Below are 18,816 nucleotides of genomic sequence, written 5' to 3'. Positions count from 1 at the left end.
TACTATCTTTTTAAAAAAGCTATTATATCCAATAAATTCACATAATTTATATGTACATTATGTATATTTATATTTAATACATAAACTTATATTTTCTCTCAAAAGAATAATAAATCAATTTACTCTTTTGAGTTTACATTGTAATACTAAGGTGATTTAAATGAAAGCAGTTACTTATCAAGGTCATAAAAATATGGAAGTGCGTGAAGTACATGATCCAATAATAGAAGAATCAACGGATGCAATTATAAAAATAACAGCTTCAGGTATATGTGGTTCTGATTTACATCTTTACCATCAAGGTGATTTATTTATGGATCCTGATTTTGTTATTGGACATGAGCCAATGGGAATTGTAGAAGAAGTAGGAAAAGAGGTTAAAACCTTAAAAAAGGGAGATAGAGTAGTTATACCTTTTAACATAGGTTGTGGCGATTGTTTCTATTGTAATAATGAAATGGAGTCTCAGTGTGATAATTCTAATCCATCACCGGCAAGTTGGAAAATGAATAATGGTGGACTCTTCGGTTTTGGCAATGCTATGCATGGAAACCACTGGGCAGCCAAGCAAAGTATTTAAGAGTTCCATTTGCTGACTTTTCATCCTTCAAGGTTCCAGATAGTGATTTGAAAGACGAACAAGTATTATTTTTATCTGATGTGGTCCCAACAGCTTATTGGAGTGTTGAACATGCAGGCGTAAAATCTGGAGATACCGTTATTGTTCTCGGTTGTGGCCCAATCGGTTTAATGGCACAAAAATTTGCCAAATTACAAGGAGCTGAACGTGTAATTGCCATTGAATCTCTTTTGTCTAATCGTCATTGCTACAGGAAGATTCTTAATTTCTTTTACTTTTGGTTTGGGTAATTGTAATAACTGTTCGCAACTTTCTTGCTGGTTAACATCTTGTTTGTGATTGCTGTTCAAGATATAGAAAAACGTGCAAAAGAATTAGACGAAATGGGTGCTGATTATATTGCAGTACACACCGATTATAATTTACAAGCACAAGGACAATCACCATTAGAGAACTTACGCAATGTTAAATCTGTAATTAAAAATTCTAAGGTAGCGGTGGCTGGTGGTATCAAACTCGATACTATCGAAAGTATAGTTTCTTAAAATCCAGATTTAGTTATTGTGATCGGAGGTATTGCTAATACTGATGATCCAAAAGCACCAGAAAACAATGTAGAGATGCTATTGAAGGTAGATAATTATGACAGAATTTAATAATTTTGATCTTACTGTTAAGGAGTTAGAAAGCACATTTTCACACCTTGAAGACAATGATTACCAATCTTTTGAAGAATCAGTAACACAAGCGCCTCGTGTTTTTGTTGCTGATAAAGGCCGTTCTGGATTTATTGCTAATAGTTTTGCTATGCGATTAAACCCATTAGGTAAACTGTCCTACGTTGTAGGAGAAACTACAACACCATCTATTAGCAGTAATGATTTATTATCCTTTCGAGATCAGGTTCAACTGAGCATCTGCGTTTACTTGCAGAAAAAGCAAATTCAATCGGCGCGCAAGTAGCGCTTATTACTACGAAATCAGATTCAAAAATTGGTCAACTATCCGACTTATCGGTAATTCTACCTGCAGGAACAAAACATGACGTAGAAGGTTCAATGCAGCCACTTGGAAGCTTGTTTGAATAATCTTCTCTAATGTTTTTAGATAGTGTGGTTTTATGATTAATGTCTGAAGATGACATTGATGAAACTACGATACAACAAAATCATGCCAACTTAGAATAAAATTTTTATGGATAGTGAAATAATACATTGAACTTTTTATATTATTTCACATAACAAAAAGAACCTTAACTATGAGTTATGGTTCTTTTTGTTATAGTATATCACACGCTATGTAACTCTAAACTTTATATTAATTTATCTAAAACCATCATTTCATCATAATTTATAGATTTACTAACTTGAAGAGCTATATTTTCACTTACTTCTCCTGACTCAATAAGTTGATTAAGAACATTTCTTTGTTCGTTCAATGCAGTTAATTTAATGCGATATACAATTACATGGTTATGATCTTTATAATTAATTAAGTTGGAATTTGCTAATGTTAAACTATCATTTCGCATTAAATAACTATCACAAACTTGCATGACTTCCAATTCATTATCATTTGTCATCTCATTAGACAAACGTTTAGCGATATTATAATAAATTATTCTCATTATATTTGCTGTTTTTTCCGAGATTTCTCCTTTATTTAAATTTCGTTTATTTTTTGACTGGTCTGTAAACTGCATCAACTATACATATCCTTAAAAAATAAATTATTAGTTTAATTGTACTGCACTTAAAGAATAAATATGACATTAAAATGTTATTTTTAATAATTTATATTTACCGATACCTATTACTTATTTTATGTTAAGGTTTAGATATAATGAATTATTTTTAAAGGGAGAATCATAAGGATAATTATGGTGAGCGTTTTTAAAGGAGGCATCTTATGAAAACGATCGGAAAACATTTTTTGAATTTTCTTTATTTCTTTTTATCTTATTTCTGTTTTCTATATTTGTTTGAATTAATTTTTGGTCAAAAAGAGATTTTCTTTCAAACATTACATGCAGCCTTAATATTTGCATCTTTAATGACATTTTTCAGTATGTTTATTAAAAATAATAATGCGATTTTAAATATTTATAATTTGTTTTCCAAAAGGGAGAATAGGAAGTAGAGAGATTAGAATTAATTAACTTTTTATATAAAGGCACTATTAAAAATAGAGAAAAATATTACTATAAAATATCTAGAAATCTATAAGCATATACAAAAGTCTAGGTAAATAAATTCATTTTATTCACAAAACTTAACTTCTTTGGTATTATAAGAAAAAATAAATAAATATGCTGAATATTTGTCCCCGGATAAATGTTCTAAAGGCATTATCTTTATTCTACTAGGGCGCATCTTTGATGTGATGAATAAGGGTAATGCCTTTTTATTTTGAGGAGGAAACTTAAATGAAATTAATAGTAAAAGAAACAGACCAATTGTCAGTAACCGAATTAATGAATATTTTTCAAGAGAGGGTAAAAGTGTTTGTGGTCGAACAAAATTGTCCATATCAAGAAATTGATGAATTTGATATTAACGCAAAACATGTACTTTTAAAAGATGATAATACAATAGTGGCGTATACAAGAATTATTGAACAAGAAAAAGGTATTAGTTTTGGAAGAGTTTTAGTTACAAAAAAATTCCGTGGAAAAGATTATGGAAGAAAAATTGTTCAAGAAACGATACATTATATAAATAGATATAGTTCAGGAAAACAAATTCACATATCAGCTCAAGCATATTTAAAAGAATTTTATGAATCATTTGGTTTCAAAGCAGTTTCTGAAATATATTTGGAAGATGATATACCACACATAGATATGTTATTAAATATAGAAAGCTCATTTTAATGTTCATTATCTACATAAATTTGGTTATAAAGCATTTAAAAGTCTTAATATGCCAGATGTATTGATTTACAACGTGAGTAATAAATCAGTTGAAAAGATAAAATTATAATAAGATATGAATTTCATTTGCATTTTATTGCTATTGAGTTTGAGTTGAAAAATTAGAAATTTCGATTCATTTATAAATAATTTGGAAACATATTGATATTTGTTTAATTGCTAATGTGATCTCTATCTCACAAAATCGTTTTTAGGTTTACATCAACTAAGTTATATTGTACTATTGTCTAGCACACCCTAGGGTGTAGTCGGATAGAGTAGGTCTAATATACGCCCTAGGGTGTATATTCAGACTATTCTCAGACATAGCCACCCAATCATGGGTGGTTATTTTTTTGTAGAAAAATAAATTTTTTTTCATTTTGAACCAACCTTTTGGTTGCGAATGAAATAGGTGGATTTAGTTTAAATAAGCATTACATTTGAAAAAATACTAGTACGCAAAAGCCCACCTAGATGAATAGGCTGGCTTTTAAAATAAAATCAGTTACATATACTAATTATAATTAATAGAACTGAACGAATTTTTTCCAATTATATGAAACTATCATACTGATACTCATAACTAATAAAGTTAATACAAATTCAGATGCCATATAACCTTCTTTTAAATGAACGGTAAACAAAGCACCTAGCATAATTATTATAAAACCACTAGCAATATAATTAGTTAGAATACCAAAGAATAATAAGATACCTCCAATAAGTTCAAACAGTCCTAAGACAATGCCAAAGAACGCAGGGAAACCAAGGCCATCCATCATAGCCATAGGTTCACTGAAGCCACCTAAGACTTTTTGGCCGCCGTGTACTATAAAAACAATCCCTAACATTAATCTTATGAGTAAGATTCCAAACTTCATTATTTCACCACCTTTCAATAAATATTTAGGTAATTCATTTCCTTTTAGTTTGTTATATATAACATAAATAATTAATCTCATAGTTCATAAGAAATTGAGGTAAAAATGTAAAACGTTAACGTTAAATTTATTATTGGAATGTTTGTCTATATATTATTGGCATATTTTATGAGATCAGGTATTTCATTTAAATTTTTAATACTATTATTTACATTGTGAGTATCATTTTCGTTGTTTAATCTATATATACTATGCATTCCAGCAAGTCTTGAGGCCTCATAATCATTTTTAAAACTATCACCAATGAACACACATTCACATAGAGCTACTTTCAAATTTTCCGCAGCTTTTTCAAAAATTAGAGGATTTGGCTTTTTGATATTTTCTTTTTCAGAAACTAAAATTATATCCATGTATGGTTCAATATCTAATGATTTAATATTATTGTATTGAAAAGAATATTTACCATTTGTGATGATACCTAGTTTGAAATTATTTGTTTTAAGTATTTCTAGTGTTTCTTTTAAATTGGGATATGGTACACAATGGTTACAAAAATTATTAATATAATCATCTAGTAGTGTATTGGCATTGATATGTTTAATATCAAAATTTTTGATTAACTCTGCATAAACTTTATCCTTCCACACATAGCCATTATGATCTACTTCAATAAATTTATGCTTAAACGTTATTTTATCAACATGGTTAAAGTAACTATGAAACTTATCATATTGGTAATCAATAAAATTTCTTAAAGAAGATGCTCTGTCTAAAATTGTTCCATCTAAATCAAATAAAATTGCTTTTATCATAATATAAAATCGCCTCAATCATTTTTGGAATATTCAATTAATTTTAATAATGATATCATGAATTTAATGTAATAAATATTATTAGAGAAAGATTGTGATGTATTAAATGAATGGTTTGATAAATCATATAGAAATATATTTAGAAAATTTAGAAGAAACAAGAGAATTCTATGAATGGTTACTAACTAAATTAGGCTATAAACTTTTCCAAGATTGGAAAAAGGAGTTTAGTTTTAAACTTGATAAAATGTATATAGTATTCGTAGAAGTTGAAAATGATTATAGAAGCTATGGTTATCATAGAAAGAGAATTGGATTAAATCATTTAGCATTTAGTGTAGATGAAAAGTCACTTGTAGATCGTATAACAAATGAATTGTTAGATAAAAATTGGGGGATGCTATATAGTGAATCACATCCTTATGCAGGAGGAGAAGGACATTACGCGGTTTATTTTGAAGATCCAAATAGGATAAAACTTGAAATTCAAAGTATAGAGTCTTAATTAAGAGTGAAGTGATTAGCTGGTTGGCTTAAAAGTATGATTTCTATTTAACGTTAATTAATAAAGGTCCATATTAGAATCTTAATCCTAATATGGACCTTATTTTAATAATTTAGCTGATCTGAATTTATTTTAAACAATATCTAACTAATCTTTAAAAGCTTTCAATCAATGCTCTTTATATGTAACACGTAAGTAATCACACTGATCAAAATTAAACTCGGCTTTCAAATCGTTTAATTGAGTTTGTAAGGGTATAGTTTTAAGTTTAGCTATTCTATAACCATTTATTAATAGTAATGGTGCTGTTTCTGAATGGTTTTGAATATCTAATTTGATATTTTCATAATTAGTGTATATCCATTCAACTTTATTCTTATTACGTTTCAAATCTTCTGTGTCTAATTCTAGATATTTTCTATCATCGTAATTGAACTCATCCATCATTGTTCTCCTTTTAATATCTTTTCTGCAATCATTAAAGATAATAAGTCATTTTGTCTGATAGCTTCTAATTTTAAATGAAATAGAGAAGTTACATATTTATCTGAACTTCTAGGCACTTGATTCATTGTTTTAGAGAGATAATCTAACCATTCAATTTTGTCTTTGTAATCAAGATTACTTAACGCAAAATGCTTCTGTTGTCCATGTCGAAACAGTCTTGTAGTATATTTACCTGCCAATTTATCACGTGTTTCTTTATCTTTATAAATTTTACTACTATAAATAGCTTTGTATATTTCAGATATTGTAGAAAAGTATGATTTAGGCTTACTTTTGTTTGTAGATAAGTGATTTTTATTAGAAAAATCATTAACGACAATATAATATTCGTAATCTGTTTTAATTGAATATTTTTTTGAATTCATTAAAAACTCTATTGTAAATAGTTGATCTTCAGCGGTCTTAGCATTTGTTTTAAACATGAATTTTTGTTTTACGATTACACTACGTTTGAACATTTTTAGCACTGAAAGTGTATAAAATAAGCTGTTTTCTATAATATCTGCTTGTGGAATATTTCCTTTTTCAAATGCTGCTTTAGATACGCCTCTACCTTTGCCCTGAACGCCATATTTGCCAATAATCAAATCACTATTATGTTTGAGGCCATAATGATATAAATCACTAAGCGTATTGGGATGAAGTAAGTCATCGGAATCTAAGAAAAATATGTATTCTGCTTTACTCATTTTTATACCATGATTTCTTGGAATACTTGCATTACCACTATTTTTTCTTAATTGTTTAAACTTAATAAGTTCTGGATATTTCACTAAATAATGTCTAATTATTTCCACTGTTTTATTATCATTTGAATGATCATCAATAATGATAAATTCAAAATCACTTTTATCCATGGTTTGTTGTAATACAGAGTGAATTGTATGCTCTAGCTTACTTCCATTATTGTAAGTAGGCATAATGATACTAACTTTTTTAATAATAAAACCTCCTTTAAAATATAGCTACTTGTATTTTATGTATTTAAAGAAAGAGAATAATATGATGATTAATTGGTAATATAGCGCCCAAAATACATGGAATAAATATGCTGCATTAAAATATAATTAAATATTATCATTTATTTATTGTATTTTGTTTGTGTGTAAAACTAAATTCGTGAACAAAAAAGTAACTTTAAATAATTATTTTATTTATAGAGAAATGCTTATTTTTTGAAAATTTGAGTAATAAAGGTGACTTAACACGATAAATGTTTTCTAATATCAATAAAATGGGTATGGTGTATGTATCAAAATGGAGGAGTTATATACTGATGGAAAAATTAAATCAAGTAATGTTATATGTCGATGATCAAACAAAAGCGGTAGAATTTTGGGTAGATACAATGGGATTTGTAGTAATTTCAGAAGAAGAGTTGGCAGAGGGGATTTAAAGCTATTGAAGTTGCACCTAATACATCTGTCGAAACGTCTCTTTCAATTATTGAAAAAGAATTTATGAATCAATATAGTCCAGAAGTGAACCTTGGTACACCATCATTAATGTTCAAGGAGAAAGATTTCGATGCGTTGTACGAGAAATTAAAGGAAAAAGGCTTAACTGGTCATGAAATTATTGAAATGTCATGCGTACGTGTCTTTAACTTCCAAGATGGGCAGGGAAATTATTTTGCGGTTAGTGATTAATTGCGGAAAATAAGTAGAAGTCGAACTGTATCAAATTAAGATGTTTTTAAAAAGGGGTTATTTAGTAAATAACCATTGTTATTTTCAATAATCTAAAGGGCATAAAATGTTGTAGACTGAGACGTATATTGACGTTTCGGTCTGTTTTTTATGTGCTTGGTAAACTACTTTTACATATATTAAGTGATTGTTTGTGATTTGAATTTAAGATAAGTTTTAATTTGATGGTTTATCATATTCATTTTAGTGAAAAATAAAATGAATGTCTTATAAAGTTGATGAAAGGAATTTATATGTTTCGTTATATAGTTAAAAGTTTTATATTTATATTGTTAATGACGTTAGGCGTCATTTTTAATAGTCATGTCAATAGTGTTTCAGCAGCAACGCAGTATACACAGGATGAAGCAATACAACATGTTGAATCTCTTAATGGTCAAGGCTGGGATTATGATGATGCTTATGGTTGGCAGTGTTTTGATTTAGTCAATGAGCAGTGGGACTATTTATACGGTCATGGCCTAAAAGGTGATTATGCTAAAGATATTCCTGAAGAAAATAATTTTATCGGTGAAGCGCAAGTTTATGAAAACACTGAAGATTTTAAAGCAACTGCGGGTGATATCGTTGTATTTAATGACGCATATGGTAATGGTGCAGGGCACACTGCAATTGTGACTAATGGGAATTACGACGGTAATTACACTCAATTTCAATCCTTAGATCAAAATTGGGAAGGCGGCGGCATGGATAAAACGGAAGTAGCCCATAAAGTCACTCATGATTATGAACCAGAAATGATATTTATTAGACCTGAATATAGTCAATAAATTATTGAAATGACACATCTAATGATAGATGTGTTTTTTTGTGTGAAAAAAGATATTTAAAAGCGTCTGCATTGGCAATAATCATCTCAACTATAAGTTTAAATTGAGGTCGAAGGAAATTTAAAATAAAGATCGCATTGTGTCGTTAAATTTCACTATTTTTAAATGTGCTAACGATATAATAACTTACTTATGAGTTGGCGATTTTAATTAATAAGGTATTTTCGATATAATACAATAATGACTAAAGAAAATATGATGACAAATTGCTCTTTTTGAAAGGAGTCTTATGCCTTACTTATACTTATTAATCGCAATTATCACTGAAATTACGGGTACAGTTTCACTTAAATCATCAGTTGGGTTTAGTAAGCTGTTTCCAAGTATTACCGCAATCATTTCTTTTATTATATGTTTTTACTTCTTTAGTTTAGCTATGAAGTATTTGCCTTTGAGTATTAGCTATGCGACTTGGGCAGGTTTAGGCTTGGTATTGAGTACGATTTTATCAGTAGTTATTTTTAAAGAAACACTCAATATGATAGGTTTAATTTCAATGATTTTTATTACGTTAGGTATTGTGCTACTTAATACTGTTGGCACTACAAAGTAAGTTTTATTACATAAAACATAGACATTAATTTTTATTAAAACAGTAATCATAACGAGGATCGCTGTTTTTTATTTGAAATACATAAAATATAGGATAATGAATTTAATAAAAGCTTTAGGGTAGTATGAATAGTATTATTCCTGACCGTGAATATGAGTTCGAAATTTTAACCTTTGAATATAAAATCTTAGGAGGTCTTAATATGTTTGTGACGATATCTTTAATATTTATTATAGTAGGAATATTACAATTTTTAATTATACTATTAGATATATTTAAAAATCCACAACGTCAAATGATGATTATGAATATTGTGTGGCCATTAACCGGCTTGTACTTTCCGATTTTAGGATTAATCGCTTATTATCGTTTAGGCAAAGAAAAAGAAGTTGATCACATGTCAAACCAGCATGATCATCACCATGACACGATGCATCATCATGAACATCATAGTAATAAGCCATTTTGGAAAAGTGTCGTTGTTTCTACAACACACTGTAGTGCTGGTTGCTCATTTGGGGACTTAATTGGTGCGCCTGTTGTTTTCTTTACGGGGTTATTGTTTTTTAATAATCAAATGGTGACAGAGTTTATTATCGAATTTATATTAGCCTATATCTTCGGTTTAATGTTCCAATACTTCCACATGGAAATTAAACATGACCATCCAGGTAGAGATTTAGTAGACGCAATCAAAGCCGATACGCTATCGTTAATTGCTTTTGAAATTGGTATGTTTGGTTTTATGATTATTATGCATCTCTTTGTTAGTCCAACTTACATGCAGCCTAATCATGTTGAATATTGGTTCTTAATGCAAATTGCGATGTTAATCGGATTTATGACAAGTTATCCAATCAATTGGTATTTAGTTAAAAAGGGTATAAAACATGCAATGTAAATTTTATCTTATTAAAAATTTAAGTGTAGTTGCAAAAAAGAAATGAGAAGTTAACGCAAAGAAATGAAGCTGTTAAATATGAAAGGTAGAAAATATTTTATCTTATTCATGTTTTAAGTATGACTCATTATTTATCGATATCAACAGGGGGTTCGTATACTATGAGTACACATGAATGTAAAGGGTTTTTTAAAGCTGCGGGAGCTAATATTTATTTTGAATCGAAAGGTCATGGTGAAAATATATTATTACTGCATGCTGGAATTGCAGATTCGCGCATGTGGGATAAAGAATTCCATTTACTATCAGAAAAATATCGAGTAGTTAGATTTGATCTTCCTGGCTTTGGCTTTAGTGATTTTACTGAAGGGAATTATGCTCATAGTAATATTATTAATGAACTACTGACACATTTGGACATCAAAACAACTCATATTTTAGCTGCTTCATTTAGTGGAAAATTAGCTATTGATTTTATTTAGAAAATCCGGAAAAGTGTCTGAGCTTAGCATTATTGTCACCAGCTTTAGGTGGATGGAAAGGTTCATCTTTTCTCCAAAAATATGAGGAAGATAAAGAACGATTATTACAAGAAGGAAAAATTGAAGAAACAGCAAAGTTAAACTATAAAACTTGGATACCAAGAAATAGGGATGCAGAACTTATCAACGCAGATGTAAAACAATTAGTGGTTGATATGCAGTTGAAATTTTTAATTAAACCTGAAGCAAAAAATTCCTGTGAGGAAATAAAAAACGAAGATCATATTTTACAGTTAAAAAATATACGAATTCCTGTATTAATTATTAATGGTGAGTATGATGTTGAAGATTTTCATGATATTTCGGAGGTAATGATTAAAGAAATACCATATGTAAAAAAGATTACAATGCCTAATACAGCACATTTAGCTAACTTAGAATCGCCAAAGCAATTTTTAAATTTAATTTCAGACTTCTTTTTAGATAATGCTAATTAATTTTGAAAATAGCATTTAATATGATTTTGTTTATATACTTATTCAAAATCACCTAAGTATTTACTTTAATATTGAATGACAAGCGAAAAAGGATATATTGATAACATTTTGAACCACTATATTATTAAGGCGACAATAGATAAATAAAGATATTCAATCTACAACAGTTTAAAAAAGAGAGAGTTCCTCCAATTATAATGGACGAACTCTCTTTTTATATTTTGAACTTATTGAAATTTGATTTGGTTTTGTGTCCCTTTTGCTTATGGTCATTAGTATGGTTTTATAACACAACTATCCCTAGTATAAATATATATTTTAATCCGAATAGAGCTTTCCGCTATCTAGATCTCTGCTTTTCGTTCATCAACATTGGTAGATAGTAGCTTTAAATAACGTTCTACATTGTTAGATGGCGTGTCTTTCGGAAATGAATGTGTAAATATATGACCTTTAATTGTTTCAACTGTATATCTTATGTCGATAGCGCCAATTTCATAGTTAATAATTTTCATAGAAATCCCCTTAAAATTGCATTTTGTAAAATTGAAGCTAGTGCTATGAAACTACAATGATACAATATTTGTGTTAGTCATCATTAACTATATGACATATAGAAATGATAAGATTTGTTCAATTGTACTATATATAAACTTATTTGCAACTAAAAAGTGGGCAATATTTAGTTTTATCTATTTTAGCGTGTCCTTTGTAGTATATTGATTCAAAAATATCGACAAAGATGATTACTTTGCCGATATAGGATAGCTACAAATAGCTGTAGACACAATATTATTTTTTAATTTGTCTATAAAATCATTAACTTTATCTTTTGTATTTTCAGTTACTTCTTTTGCTTTGCCAGAAGCTTTATCTTCTTTACCTTCTTGTTCCAAATCTTTGTTATCCATAACATTGCCTGCTGTCTCTTTTACGTTACCTTTAACTTGTTCAAATTTACTTTCATCTGCCAAGTTATTCACCTCAAAAATATATTTTTAAAAATTCTTATACTTATAATATACAAAATAATAAAATTTAACGCAATTAAAATCTATTTTGATGGCATGTTGTACATTTATTTATCGTTTTTCGATAAAAAAGTATTGATAATTGATAAATAGTTGTTATAATGAGTTTAATCTTAAATAAAGGGGTTTTAAGCATGAATACGTTTAATAGTAAATCTTTCAACTTGTTGCTAAAGCTTTTGATAATTATTGTGACTATTGCATTAGTTGTAACATCATTAAGTATATTACCTTTGTTAATTAGTATAATAGTTATAATTATTATTCCAACGTCATTTATAAATGATATAATAAATGAAAATCAAGATAGTTTATATGATGCTTTTAATGTTTCAAGCAATGTAGTTTCTAAGCATGATTTAAATGATGTCACTTTTTATAAACCCTCAGTGATTATCTTATTAGCGTTATTAATTGGTTTAATTTGTATTTATATAATTGGAATTTACTTTTTGAGGAAATGGTTGAAAAATATTAGTCAAAAAAGAATATTTACTTTAAAGAATGCAAATTTAATTGAAAAAATAGCTTACTGCTTTATTGTTATCGGTATTTATAATGCTATTTTGGGATTGGCTCGTTATTACGTATCGTATAGTATTGTTAGCGGTAATAGTAAACTACTATCTTTAATGGATAATGAAGTTGAATCATTGTCAGATTTTATATTTAGTTTTAATTTTGCATTTATATTTGCAGGAATCATTATTTGGATAATAGGTAGAGTTTTCAAATATGGAATGTTTTTACAAGATGAATACGATAGTACGATTTAGGAGATCATTTTATGATAATTATTAGGTTAGATAGGATATTAGCAGATAGAAAAGTTAAACTTAGTGAACTTGCAAATGAAATAGATATAACTATTGCAAATTTATCCAATCTAAAAACTGGAAAGGTTAAGGCAATTAGATTTTCAACGCTAGATGCTATTTGTAAAGCGCTTGATTGTCAGCCAGCAGACATTATTGAATATGTAGATGATAATGACATATAGAATATTTATCTTCGTCAAGTTTATATGATTTATGCAACATAATAAACACCACTATGTGTTTAATTTATATATTATATTTTTTTGTAATATTGGCAGTGATTTATGCCGACTCCTGCGGGAATAGCACTAGCCGAAGACTACAGGCTAAGGCAGTGCCCGCGGAAAGCGTGCATAAAAAAACTGACAACAAAGTCGGAGACTTTATCGACAGTCTGAAAGATTCCATTAATATGGAATCTTTTTTATTTTACTCATCAAGTAGTTGCAGAATTTCGTTATACTTTTGTTCACTTAACGTACCTAATGGACTTTGTTCAATTTCAAATATTAGAAAATCATCGGTAGAAGTAAAGTAAGTTTTGATGCTTTCACAAATTGTAGTTTTGTCTAAATTATTTTTTAAAAGCCATAAGCCTCTGTATATAAATAAAGCACTTCCTAAATTATTTAATTGAGACGGTAATTTTTCATAACCGTATGAAATGGAATTTAAATTATAAGACAATATATATTTTGACATCTATATCACGCTCCTATTTAAGCATATCATTAACCGATATTAAAAAGTTGGGAGAACTATGATATTTTAACGATTTCCATTGCAAGAGTGATTCATTAAAGAATTAATCTTCAACAGTCATTAACTTTTTCAGTAAATGTAAGTCAGTGGTGTGTGTTAGATCAATGAAATATTGCGTTTGCCATTTTTGAGATTTTTGAGCTGATGGGTTTAAATTGACCTCCCAAGGTGGGTAAACGCGCATTGCCATTTTCCCTTTATTATTTTCCGAATATAGTAAGCGTTGTGCAAGTAATTCAGATTTGGGGATAATAAAGAGACCTTTGTGTGTATGATCAAGCACCGTAATGATTAAGATATCTTTAGCTTCTTGATATGTAAATGGCCTATTGTTGTTATCGTAGTCTTTAGTCCAGAAAACAACAAAGTAACCAGATTTTGTTGGTGTTTTTTTAGCTAATCTGTGTCTATAGCTACAATGATTAATTTGAAAACAATAGCTTTCGTATTCTGCATTATAGGTTTCGTATGTTAAGTGATCTAAAGCACTTATATTTAATGAATTAAATAATGTACGCACTAATGTGATTGATTTATACATGGTTATCCTTTGGAATATGTATTTTGTATAAATAAGTATAGCATTCAAATAGATGATATATAAGTAAATGCTATATATGTTTAACGTATGAATTATTTGAAAAAAGGGTAATAAGTAACGTATGAATAATTTCAATAAAATGGAGTGATTAATATGAATTATATTAAATATGTGAAGTCTAAAGATAATACGAAACTCTATATGAAAGTGAATGATGTTCAAGAAGCAAAAGCAAATATTATTATCGTGCATGGAGTAGCAGAACATTTAGATCGCTATGATGAGATTACAGGCTATTTAAATGACAATGGTTTTAATGTCATAAGATATGATCAAAGAGGGCACGGGCGTTCAGAAGGAAAACAAACATTTTACAGCAATAGTGATGAAATTGTTGAAGATTTAGAAGCGGTCACAAATGATGTTAAGACACATATGGACGGTAAAGTATATCTAATTGGACATAGTATGGGCGGTTATACCGTTGCGTTATATGGAACACAACATCCAAATAAAGTAGATGGCGTGATAACTTCAGGTGCGTTAACACGTTATAATAATGAACTTTTTGGTAATCCTGATAAAAACATCTCACCGGACACTTATTTAGAAAATAGTTTAGGTGAAGGGGTATGTTCAGAAAAAGAAGTAATGGAAAAATATGAACTTGATGACTTAAATGCGAAGCAAATTTCAATGGGGCTTATCTTTTCATTAATGGATGGTATTGAATACCTAAAAGCGCATGCTCAAAATTTTACAGATAATGTATTAATTTTACATGGAAAAGAAGATGGTTTAGTAAGTTATCAAGATTCTATACAATTTTTTCAAGAAATAGGTTCAGTACATAAGTCATTACATATCTACGATCGCTTACAACATGAAATATTTAATGAAAAATCTCAAAATAAATTTATTTTTGAAGAAATCGTTGAATGGCTTGAAAATGAATTAAATAAAAATTAAAAAAGTAAGGTTACAACAATTGAATTAAATAAAACTGATGTGATTTTGTTTGATTTGTTTTAGAAAAATGAAGAATTTATAATAAATAAAATAGAGGAGTGATTAATATGGAAATAAAAACATTGCATATGGAATATGAAGAAAGTTTTAGTGATTTTGATAAACGTGTCAATGAATTTTTACAATACGTCAATGATAAGCAACACTGGGAATTAGTAAGTGTGACACCATCTGTCACGAACAGTGTTGAAGGTATAGACTATATCATAACAGTTATCTTTAAAAATTAAGCATAATAAAAAGTGGGGAACGGACATGCGTTTCCCACTTAAATATATAAATAATTAAGTTCCCTTAAAATTAATGCATGAATTCTTTTTCAGAAACATTAAAGTAATCAGCTAAAATTGATGCGTTTTTATTTGAAACATTGCGATAGCCATTTTCCCAGTCCCAAATTTGGCAAATTCTAATATCTGTATTATAGTTCGCGTTTAAATTAATTGCTAGTTTTGAAATACTTAAATTAGATTTTTCGCGCAATTCCATAAGGTTTTTCATAACGAGTCACTCCTAAAAGAAATAGATAATCAACATCCATGTGCCATTGTAGTATATATATTTCTGTAATACAAACTTATATTTTATTGAAAAATCCCACCGTATCATATAATGTTTTTTTGATTTTATTGTGTATACAAACAAAAAGTTGTTATTTTAGATGTAAACCATATATTTGATGTAAAAATGATTTCATAGATAAGGAGAAAATAAATGAGAATTATAGCGACAAGCAATTTTGTAGATGATCAAGACAAGGCGCAACAATTTTATACTGAAAAACTAGGGCTTAAGACAAAACATAATATTGAAATTGGCGGTGGTTTTAGATGGGTAACAGTTACAGAAAAAGATTCGACTAACCCCGTTGAAATCGTATTAGAGCCTAATGTCAGTCCTATATCTAAAGACTATCAAGAAGGACTATATGCGGCAGGGATTCCTGTCACAATGTTCGGCGTGGATAACTTGGATGGTGAACATCAAGCATTGATTGATAACGGCATTACATTTCACACTGAACCAAAAGAAGTTGAAGGTATAAGATATGCTATTTTTGATGATACATGTGGTAATTTGATTCAAATCGTTGAGCAATAAATATAAATAAGTGATACATTACTGCTATAAATAATTACTAAGGTTATGGTTTGTGTACGTGTGCTTTTGGGAGGTAAATAATGGAATTAAATATAAAACATACGAGGGATGTAACTAGTCAAGAACTTATACAAATTTATCAAGCTCGGATTCGCGTGTTTGTCGTAGAACAAAAATGTATATATCAAGAGGTTGATGATTATGATCTAGATGCAATTCATGTCATATTGAGCAACGAGAATGACATTGTGGCTTATACAAGAATTATAACGTTTGAACAGCATGTAAGTTTTGGAAGAGTTTTGGTTTCCGAAAATTATAGAAATCAAGGCTATGGACGCAAAATAATCAATGAGACAATCAATAAAATAAATGAATTGTATCAAAACACGACAATAAAAATTTCAGGGCAAGCACATTTAAAGCCATTTTATGAATCATTTGGTTTTCACAGTGTTTCGGATACATATATGGAAGATGGTATACCACATATTGCGTTTAAAATGCGTACACAAATTTAAATATAATATGGGTAGTGATGTAATAATCGTTATATTTAAAAATCTACTTTGAATTTTTATTATAATCATATAATCTACAAAACAAAACGCCAACTAAGAAAAATCATTTTCTAGTTGGCGCTAATAATTAATTGGATTAAATAGACGCAGTGTTCTATATTGAATTAAAATTGAAGCCCCTTGATTTTGAGGTTGGTGACAACATTGAAATGTTAATTGTTTTGCGATTATTTTTTCATTTTGTCAACATCTTGCGAAACGAGTAATAGTAGTTCCTCGGTTTCTGAATCTGTTAAATCATCAGATCCTTTGATTCTAATAACTAAGCCTTTATCTGTTTTGACATGATAAACAGGTTCGCCATCCTTATAAACTTTACGTAATACTTCCATTCCATCACCCTTTTTTATAAAAACATTTCAATGCAAATATCCATAATTTATCGAAATGTATGATATCTAATACTAAATTCAACTAGATAATTAATCTGTTTTTTTGTTAATGCTTTATCTATAGGATAACTTTTTATTAAATTGTTTTCCAACAGTATGATTGATTTTATTAAAATTAATTTATTATCAACTGCCATTATTAAGTATTGAAAGTTAAATGTTTTCAAAGTAGCAAAAAATAAATTGTAGTTATTTTGATATTATTAGTTATTTGTGTTTTTATTTAATAAAAGTGGGTATATATAACTAAGCACAAGAAGTCCTCCAAACTCTAGTGCAGATTATATTTTCGAGGTTGACGCCACTTTTCGAAGTGGCGTGTTTTAATTTTAAAAAGGGATGTAACATATGAAATTATTAAATATATTTTCGCTTATTTGCAGTATATTCATCGGTATGATTATTATTTATGGTGTCGTTATGATGGTCGGAGATGCTTTAGGTATCACAACATTTAATAATCAATTATTAATAGTAGGTTTGTCTCTGGTCTTACTTAGTGGATTGTTAGGGAAAAGTAAACCAAGATTATCAACGTTTGTATTATTTATAGGATTTATTATTGTCATAATAAATTAATAAAAAACTAAGCAGCAACACTAAAATAACTTTAAAAAGTATATTTTAGCATTGCTGCTTTATATCATTATCGAAGTCATTCAACATTTTGTCTAAGTTTATCGTCCATTTCTTTAGATACGCTTTGTAATAGGTTATTTGTTTGATATTGGGATAAGCTAGCATCTGTTTTTACTTTAATGATAAGTCCTAAATCTGTCTGTATATGATAAATAATGAAGTTATTTTCGTTTATTTTTCTTAAAGTTTTCATATCATCACCTCAGGGTAAAATTTGCGAGGTCACATAAGTGTAAAAAGTAAATATATGATTATTTTAAATCATTAGCGTATAAAAAGAAATAAATTGAATTATCAAATGAGAACAGTGACGTGGATCATTACTTCGATATTGTTATGGCGACGATATAAACAAGTTCTCATTAAAAAGACAAGGCTTCAACGGATGTCTTGTCTTTTGGTATGTATATACTAAGTGAAAATGTATTAAAACTGACTCGTTGTTCTATCTTCATCAACGACATCTTCTTCTAATTCGTCATCAATGACAATGTTTAATAGTGGCTTAATCAAAAAACTCAGACTAACAATCCCCAATAATACTAAAATAATTTTTTTCATCATGCTCATCTCCTAAGTTAATTTAAGTATTTGAAAATGAAAAACATAGCGCTTATATGTCATTTTATATTATAAAGTAACATTTTACGATTCATATCAATTATACCAAATAATTTAGTTGTATCATGTTAAATTATATAATAATAAAAAAATATACGCTTTATTTTAATTTTGGTGCTAAGAGAAT

The 18,816-nt window shown here is 28.5% G+C and carries 27 protein-coding genes and 5 pseudogenes; 19 read left to right on the top strand and 13 right to left on the bottom strand.

The window, feature by feature from the left end; genetic code table 11:
• Positions 1-160: 160 nt before the first annotated feature.
• The 3 pseudogenes from ACP7BT_RS05115 to hxlB all read left to right on the top strand — a co-directional run.
• Positions 161-810, top strand: a pseudogene (locus tag ACP7BT_RS05115) (alcohol dehydrogenase catalytic domain-containing protein); the annotation flags it as partial.
• 105 nt (positions 811-915) lie between these two features.
• A pseudogene (locus tag ACP7BT_RS05110) lies at positions 916-1,220 on the top strand (3-hexulose-6-phosphate synthase); the annotation flags it as partial.
• Between the two features lie 2 nt (positions 1,221-1,222).
• Positions 1,223-1,767 (top strand): annotated as a pseudogene (hxlB, locus tag ACP7BT_RS05105) (6-phospho-3-hexuloisomerase).
• Between the two features lie 125 nt (positions 1,768-1,892).
• Here the strand turns inward: hxlB and ACP7BT_RS05100 are convergent.
• Positions 1,893-2,282, bottom strand: coding sequence for a hypothetical protein (locus tag ACP7BT_RS05100; RefSeq protein ID WP_041079665.1), 390 nt, complete (start codon positions 2,280-2,282; stop codon positions 1,893-1,895).
• Between the two features lie 206 nt (positions 2,283-2,488).
• Here ACP7BT_RS05100 and ACP7BT_RS05095 point away from each other — a divergent pair, with 206 nt between their 5' ends.
• Together ACP7BT_RS05095 and ACP7BT_RS05090 are read left to right on the top strand one after the other, a co-directional pair.
• Positions 2,489-2,719 (top strand): hypothetical protein, encoded by a 231-nt coding sequence (locus tag ACP7BT_RS05095; RefSeq protein ID WP_041079664.1) that lies wholly within the window; start codon positions 2,489-2,491, stop codon positions 2,717-2,719.
• Positions 2,720-3,005: 286 nt separating this feature from the next.
• A complete protein-coding gene (locus tag ACP7BT_RS05090) occupies positions 3,006-3,452 on the top strand; it encodes a GNAT family N-acetyltransferase (RefSeq protein ID WP_041079662.1) in 447 nt (148 codons plus the stop codon).
• Between the two features lie 566 nt (positions 3,453-4,018).
• Here the strand turns inward: ACP7BT_RS05090 and ACP7BT_RS05085 are convergent.
• Together ACP7BT_RS05085 and ACP7BT_RS05080 are read right to left on the bottom strand one after the other, a co-directional pair.
• On the bottom strand, positions 4,019-4,375 hold the full coding sequence (locus ACP7BT_RS05085) for a DoxX family protein (RefSeq protein ID WP_041079660.1): 357 nt from the start codon (positions 4,373-4,375) through the stop codon (positions 4,019-4,021).
• Positions 4,376-4,521: 146 nt separating this feature from the next.
• Entirely contained in the window at positions 4,522-5,190 is a 669-nt protein-coding gene (locus tag ACP7BT_RS05080) for an HAD family hydrolase (RefSeq protein WP_041079658.1), read from the bottom strand.
• 106 nt (positions 5,191-5,296) lie between these two features.
• Here ACP7BT_RS05080 and ACP7BT_RS05075 point away from each other — a divergent pair, with 106 nt between their 5' ends.
• The gene (locus ACP7BT_RS05075; RefSeq protein ID WP_041079656.1) at positions 5,297-5,695 is read left to right on the top strand and encodes a VOC family protein; all 399 of its coding nucleotides are present in this window, start codon (positions 5,297-5,299) and stop codon (positions 5,693-5,695) included.
• Between the two features lie 168 nt (positions 5,696-5,863).
• Here the strand turns inward: ACP7BT_RS05075 and ACP7BT_RS05070 are convergent, their stop codons facing one another.
• Positions 5,864-6,139, bottom strand: coding sequence for a hypothetical protein (locus tag ACP7BT_RS05070; RefSeq protein ID WP_041079654.1), 276 nt, complete (start codon positions 6,137-6,139; stop codon positions 5,864-5,866).
• Positions 6,139-7,143, bottom strand: coding sequence for a glycosyltransferase family 2 protein (locus ACP7BT_RS05065; RefSeq protein ID WP_041079652.1), 1,005 nt, complete (start codon positions 7,141-7,143; stop codon positions 6,139-6,141). The genes ACP7BT_RS05070 and ACP7BT_RS05065 overlap by 1 nt, the downstream gene beginning before the upstream one ends.
• A gap of 335 nt (positions 7,144-7,478) precedes the next feature.
• Here ACP7BT_RS05065 and ACP7BT_RS05060 point away from each other — a divergent pair.
• The 6 genes and pseudogenes from ACP7BT_RS05060 to ACP7BT_RS05035 all read left to right on the top strand — a co-directional run bounded on the left by ACP7BT_RS05060 (position 7,479) and on the right by ACP7BT_RS05035 (position 11,174).
• A pseudogene (locus ACP7BT_RS05060) lies at positions 7,479-7,851 on the top strand (VOC family protein).
• A 434-nt stretch (positions 7,852-8,285) separates the two neighbouring features.
• Positions 8,286-8,681, top strand: a pseudogene (locus ACP7BT_RS05055) (CHAP domain-containing protein); the annotation flags it as partial.
• A 289-nt stretch (positions 8,682-8,970) separates the two neighbouring features.
• Entirely contained in the window at positions 8,971-9,294 is a 324-nt protein-coding gene (locus ACP7BT_RS05050; RefSeq protein ID WP_069821837.1) for a DMT family transporter, read from the top strand.
• Positions 9,295-9,496: 202 nt separating this feature from the next.
• A complete protein-coding gene (locus ACP7BT_RS05045) occupies positions 9,497-10,195 on the top strand; it encodes a DUF4396 domain-containing protein (RefSeq protein WP_228481163.1) in 699 nt (232 codons plus the stop codon).
• Positions 10,196-10,356: 161 nt separating this feature from the next.
• A complete protein-coding gene (locus ACP7BT_RS05040; RefSeq protein ID WP_198065267.1) occupies positions 10,357-10,677 on the top strand; it encodes an alpha/beta fold hydrolase in 321 nt (106 codons plus the stop codon).
• Between the two features lie 32 nt (positions 10,678-10,709).
• Entirely contained in the window at positions 10,710-11,174 is a 465-nt protein-coding gene (locus ACP7BT_RS05035) for an alpha/beta fold hydrolase (protein WP_198065266.1), read from the top strand.
• 344 nt (positions 11,175-11,518) lie between these two features.
• On the opposite strand, the gene ACP7BT_RS05030 is transcribed toward ACP7BT_RS05035, so the two are convergent.
• Both ACP7BT_RS05030 and ACP7BT_RS05025 read right to left on the bottom strand, forming a co-directional pair.
• Entirely contained in the window at positions 11,519-11,689 is a 171-nt protein-coding gene (locus ACP7BT_RS05030) for a hypothetical protein (RefSeq protein WP_002483874.1), read from the bottom strand.
• 231 nt (positions 11,690-11,920) lie between these two features.
• Positions 11,921-12,148 (bottom strand): CsbD family protein, encoded by a 228-nt coding sequence (locus tag ACP7BT_RS05025; RefSeq protein WP_115340666.1) that lies wholly within the window; start codon positions 12,146-12,148, stop codon positions 11,921-11,923.
• A 191-nt stretch (positions 12,149-12,339) separates the two neighbouring features.
• On the opposite strand from ACP7BT_RS05025, the gene ACP7BT_RS05020 reads away from it, so the two are divergent.
• Both ACP7BT_RS05020 and ACP7BT_RS05015 read left to right on the top strand, forming a co-directional pair.
• A complete protein-coding gene (locus ACP7BT_RS05020) occupies positions 12,340-12,981 on the top strand; it encodes a DUF2975 domain-containing protein (protein ID WP_100217403.1) in 642 nt (213 codons plus the stop codon).
• Positions 12,982-12,992: 11 nt separating this feature from the next.
• Positions 12,993-13,205: a helix-turn-helix domain-containing protein gene (locus tag ACP7BT_RS05015; RefSeq protein WP_037538931.1), complete on the top strand. Its 213-nt coding sequence runs from the start codon at positions 12,993-12,995 to the stop codon at positions 13,203-13,205.
• Between the two features lie 247 nt (positions 13,206-13,452).
• Here the strand turns inward: ACP7BT_RS05015 and ACP7BT_RS05010 are convergent, their stop codons facing one another.
• Together ACP7BT_RS05010 and ACP7BT_RS05005 are read right to left on the bottom strand one after the other, a co-directional pair.
• Positions 13,453-13,725 carry a hypothetical protein gene (locus ACP7BT_RS05010; RefSeq protein WP_041079648.1) on the bottom strand — a complete coding sequence of 91 codons (273 nt, stop codon included), beginning with the start codon at positions 13,723-13,725 and terminating at the stop codon, positions 13,453-13,455.
• Positions 13,726-13,828: 103 nt separating this feature from the next.
• Entirely contained in the window at positions 13,829-14,326 is a 498-nt protein-coding gene (locus tag ACP7BT_RS05005) for a MepB family protein (RefSeq protein ID WP_041079646.1), read from the bottom strand.
• 153 nt (positions 14,327-14,479) lie between these two features.
• On the opposite strand from ACP7BT_RS05005, the gene ACP7BT_RS05000 reads away from it, so the two are divergent.
• Together ACP7BT_RS05000 and ACP7BT_RS04995 are read left to right on the top strand one after the other, a co-directional pair.
• Positions 14,480-15,295, top strand: a complete 816-nt coding sequence (locus ACP7BT_RS05000; RefSeq protein ID WP_011303567.1) for an alpha/beta hydrolase — start codon at positions 14,480-14,482, stop codon at positions 15,293-15,295.
• Positions 15,296-15,402: 107 nt separating this feature from the next.
• Positions 15,403-15,585 (top strand): hypothetical protein, encoded by a 183-nt coding sequence (locus ACP7BT_RS04995; protein WP_041079644.1) that lies wholly within the window; start codon positions 15,403-15,405, stop codon positions 15,583-15,585.
• Positions 15,586-15,655: 70 nt separating this feature from the next.
• On the opposite strand, the gene ACP7BT_RS04990 is transcribed toward ACP7BT_RS04995, so the two are convergent.
• Entirely contained in the window at positions 15,656-15,856 is a 201-nt protein-coding gene (locus ACP7BT_RS04990; protein WP_011303566.1) for a helix-turn-helix domain-containing protein, read from the bottom strand.
• A 213-nt stretch (positions 15,857-16,069) separates the two neighbouring features.
• On the opposite strand from ACP7BT_RS04990, the gene ACP7BT_RS04985 reads away from it, so the two are divergent.
• Positions 16,070-16,456 (top strand): VOC family protein, encoded by a 387-nt coding sequence (locus tag ACP7BT_RS04985; RefSeq protein ID WP_041079642.1) that lies wholly within the window; start codon positions 16,070-16,072, stop codon positions 16,454-16,456.
• Between the two features lie 80 nt (positions 16,457-16,536).
• On the top strand, positions 16,537-16,977 hold the full coding sequence (locus ACP7BT_RS04980; RefSeq protein WP_041079640.1) for a GNAT family N-acetyltransferase: 441 nt from the start codon (positions 16,537-16,539) through the stop codon (positions 16,975-16,977).
• A gap of 227 nt (positions 16,978-17,204) precedes the next feature.
• Here the strand turns inward: ACP7BT_RS04980 and vraX are convergent, their stop codons facing one another.
• Complete coding sequence (gene vraX / locus ACP7BT_RS04975; RefSeq protein WP_002483865.1) at positions 17,205-17,369, bottom strand: C1q-binding complement inhibitor VraX; 165 nt, start codon at positions 17,367-17,369, stop codon at positions 17,205-17,207.
• 408 nt (positions 17,370-17,777) lie between these two features.
• Here vraX and ACP7BT_RS04970 point away from each other — a divergent pair, with 408 nt between their 5' ends.
• Positions 17,778-18,008 (top strand): hypothetical protein, encoded by a 231-nt coding sequence (locus ACP7BT_RS04970; RefSeq protein WP_011303563.1) that lies wholly within the window; start codon positions 17,778-17,780, stop codon positions 18,006-18,008.
• A gap of 76 nt (positions 18,009-18,084) precedes the next feature.
• On the opposite strand, the gene ACP7BT_RS04965 is transcribed toward ACP7BT_RS04970, so the two are convergent.
• Both ACP7BT_RS04965 and ACP7BT_RS04960 read right to left on the bottom strand, forming a co-directional pair.
• Complete coding sequence (locus ACP7BT_RS04965; RefSeq protein WP_162835591.1) at positions 18,085-18,261, bottom strand: hypothetical protein; 177 nt, start codon at positions 18,259-18,261, stop codon at positions 18,085-18,087.
• Positions 18,262-18,494: 233 nt separating this feature from the next.
• Positions 18,495-18,629: a hypothetical protein gene (locus ACP7BT_RS04960; protein ID WP_256093036.1), complete on the bottom strand. Its 135-nt coding sequence runs from the start codon at positions 18,627-18,629 to the stop codon at positions 18,495-18,497.
• Positions 18,630-18,816: the final 187 nt, after the last annotated feature.

Origin of the sequence: Staphylococcus sp. Y174-1 (genome assembly GCF_049897865.1) — a bacterium.
Taxonomy (GTDB): domain Bacteria; phylum Bacillota; class Bacilli; order Staphylococcales; family Staphylococcaceae; genus Staphylococcus; species Staphylococcus saprophyticus.
Note: the sequence above shows the minus strand (reverse complement) of the source record. Positions and strands in the feature narration are given on the sequence as shown.